Here is a 3,339-nt window from a genome sequence, read left to right on the forward strand (position 1 = left end):
TGCGTGCAAAGATCATATGGAACCGGCTGGATTTTCGAGTGCACCCGTTCTTCCCGGTGAAGGTATGCCAGTTCCGGCACCACCTCCCGCAGCGGTAGGAGGACCGGTATCACCGCCGTTAGCGCCGGAGACAGAGCTTCCTTAATCCATAGGAAAGAAGATGGAAAATGCCGCAGCGTCCTCGGAGGCCAGACCCACGAATCGCTCGCCCGCAAGGGTGAGACGATGACCACCGCCGCGCTGGTGACGTATGCATACGACCAAATCGACCAGGCCCGAACAGAACTCGAACGATTGGCTGATCCCGTCGGCGACACGAGAGATCGAGGCTAGAGCGGTGTCCGTTCCTCCTGCGTCTGCACCCCCTTCGGGGCTGGTGACCTTCCTGTTCACCGATGTCGAGGGGTCGACTCGTCGGTGGGAGACGGACGCGGAGGGGATGCGGGCGGCGCTGGCCGCCCATGACGAGGTGTTGCGCGGGGCGATCGAGGAGCACGGGGGCTGGGTGTTCAAGCACACCGGTGACGGGGTGTGTGCCGCGTTCGCCTCGCCGCGCTCGGCGGTGGATGCCGCGGTGGCCGCGCAGCGGGCGCTGGAGTTGCCGGTGCGGATGGGCATCGCGACCGGCGAAGCCGAGTTGCGGGGGGCGGACTACTTCGGTGCGGTGCTCAACCGGGCGGCGCGGGTGATGGCCGCCGGTCACGGTGGTCAGATCCTGTTGGCCGAGTCGACGGCGGGTCTGCTCAGCGGAGTGGATCTGGTCGATTTGGGGCCGCGGCGGCTGCGGGATGTGCCGACCCCGGTCGGGGTATTCCAAGTCCGGGCAGCAGGGCTACGCACGGACTTTCCGTCGTTGCGGGCGCTGGATGTGGGTCCGGGGAATCTGCGCCCCGCGCTCACGAGCTTGATCGGGCGCGAGTCCGAGGTCGCCGAGCTGCAAGCCGCGGTGAAGGCTCATCGGCTGGTCACGCTGACCGGGGTGGGCGGGGTCGGCAAGACCCGGCTGGCGCTCGAGGTCGCCGAACGTCTGCACGATGAAGTCCCCGACGGGGTGTGGGTTTTCGAGCTGGCCGCGGTCACCGATCCGGCCGCGGTGCCCGACGCAGTGGCGGCGGTGCTGGGCATCACCCAGCAACCGGGCAAGAGCGTGAGCGAGTCGGTGGCCGCCGCGCTGGAGGGCAGGGTCCGGCTGTTGGTGTTCGACAACTGCGAGCATGTGCGCGACGTCGCCGCCGATCTGGTCGAGGCCATCCTCGCGCACTCGGCGACAGTGAAGGTTCTGGCCACCAGCCGCGAAGGATTGGGGGTCGCGGACGAACAGTTGTGGCTGGTGCCGTCGCTGGACGTGGGCGCGGGTATCGACTCGGCAGCAGTGACCCTGTTTGTCGAACGTGCCCATAGCGTTGCCTCCCGATTCTCGGTGGCCACACCTGATGAGGCGGACGCGGTGGTGGAGATTTGCCGCCGCCTGGATGGCATCCCGTTGGCCATCGAGCTGGCGGCCTCGCGCATGGCGTCGATGACCGCGACCGAGGTGCGTGACCGTCTCGATCAGCGGTTCCGGCTGCTAGTGGGGTCGCAACGCGGCCTGGAACGCCACCACACGCTGCGCCACGCGGTGGCCTGGTCCTATGACCTTCTCGACGACGCCGAAAAGACAGTGCTGGACCGCTGTTCGGTCTTCGCGGGCGGATTTGACCTCCAAAGTGCCTGCGCGGTAGCCGGATCAGAGTGAGGTGATCGAGCAGCAGCCTGGGGAGCTGACCAAAAACAAAGTGGCTGAGAAGGCGGGTGGGAAGAAGCAGTTCACCCTGCGAGCCGTCGATATGCTTTATCAAGAGGGCTATGTGACGAGCGAGCGCGGACCTTCGGGTCACCCTGTGTATACCTCGCTCAAGCCCTACCGTGAGACGGACGACCCGCAGTCGGATCGGTACGTCAACCTCGGGAACGCCTCCCAGCCAGCGTGAGTGGTTCCTGGTTCCCGGTTCCTATAGCCGGGGAACCGGGGGAACCAGTTCCAACAGGTTCCGGGGAACTGCAGAGAACCAGTGGGAACCGAGGCAAAAAAAGAAAGGGGCACGCGCAGCGCTGCGTCCGTACGCCCTCGCACGACGAATGCATGTGGTGAAGAACACGCGGTCTCTGAGTGACCGTGCGACACAACCGCTCACCCCCGACGGGGGCAACCTGGAGCCGGTTACAGCGAAGAGCCGCAGCGGAGGGTCTCACCTTCACCGAAGTCCGAGAGGTGAAGCCTTTAATGGCTGTAGCAGCGGGCGCACTCTCGAACCCACCGCCGCTCTAGCAATACAGCTAGGCCATCCGGCTCATTGAATGAATCGCACTACGTGGCTCAGCCCCCGAGGAGGCCACCGCCCCCCAAAAGGCCACCGCCCCCCAAAAGGCTGCCGGTCAGGGCGGGAACGATGCCGCCGACCTCCGTACCCGGGATCGGGAAGGTCATTGGCGGGTTCCCAGTAATCGCAATGGTCGCCGAGATGGGTTGGAGAGGAGCGAGAACACCGCCAACGGGGACGTCGAGCGTCAATGACGCACCCGGTAACGACAGCGGCACGGTTACCGTGTCTTGGCCATAGAGGAAGGCGCGCCCGACGCTGGCGGGAGCATCGACGAGTGCGGCCGTGGCCGCCCCCAAGTTCCCTGTCTGCACAGCATTGACAAACGCTGTCAGGCTGTGTTCGAGCGCGGACCTTGTGACAATCACCGGGCCTTCCGCATCAAAGATGAGTTGAGTCTCCTCCACGCCCGGTATGCTGCTGACCAGCTCGGACAGGAGGCCGCTGTCGATGGACTGGACGCTGCCGCCGGACGCAGCGGCAGCATACGCGTTGGCGGCCTCGGTGGCCGTATAGCTACCCCCGGCGGCGTTCATGGCCTGCACGAACTGGTCATGAAACGCCGCCGCCTGGGCGCTGAGCGCCTGAAAGCCCTGACCGTGGGACGAAAACACCGCCGCAATGGCCGCCGATACCTCATCCTCAGCCGCGGCCAGCACCCCCGTAGTCGGGGTTGCCGCGGACGCAGTGGCCGCGTGAAGCGTCGAGCCGATGTTGGACACATCCGTTGCCGCCGAAGCCAGGAATTCCGGGGCCGCAACCAGATACGACATCGCCATCCTCCTACCGCTAAAGGAACCGCCGGGCAGAAACACAGCGTATCGCCAACCCGGCCCCACATTTCGGCGTTTCACCAGATCACCGCGGCGAGTCGGAGCGGCGCGAGAAATCCCACCGGTCCCCGGGGACGGCTTTACCAGTCACCATGGGCCATATTGACGACTGGATCGCCGGGAATCACGTGCTCGCCATTGCCTAG

Annotated in this window: 2 protein-coding genes and 1 pseudogene; 2 read left to right on the top strand and 1 reads right to left on the bottom strand. The window is 65.6% G+C overall.

Annotation, left to right across the window (positions count from 1 at the left end; translation table 11 throughout):
- Positions 1 to 376: 376 nt before the first annotated feature.
- Positions 377 to 1,729 (top strand): annotated as a pseudogene (locus ACLP9N_RS25740) (ATP-binding protein); the annotation flags it as partial.
- Positions 1,730 to 1,736: 7 nt separating this feature from the next.
- Positions 1,737 to 1,970, top strand: coding sequence for a hypothetical protein (locus ACLP9N_RS25745; protein WP_442410029.1), 234 nt, complete (start codon positions 1,737 to 1,739; stop codon positions 1,968 to 1,970).
- A gap of 386 nt (positions 1,971 to 2,356) precedes the next feature.
- Here the strand turns inward: ACLP9N_RS25745 and ACLP9N_RS25750 are convergent, their stop codons facing one another.
- Entirely contained in the window at positions 2,357 to 3,133 is a 777-nt protein-coding gene (locus ACLP9N_RS25750; RefSeq protein ID WP_442410030.1) for a PE family protein, read from the bottom strand.
- Between the last annotated feature and the right edge of the window lie 206 nt (positions 3,134 to 3,339).

The sequence above is a fragment of the Mycobacterium sp. genome (assembly GCF_052144515.1).
In the GTDB taxonomy this organism is placed as follows: Bacteria; Actinomycetota; Actinomycetes; order Mycobacteriales; family Mycobacteriaceae; genus Mycobacterium.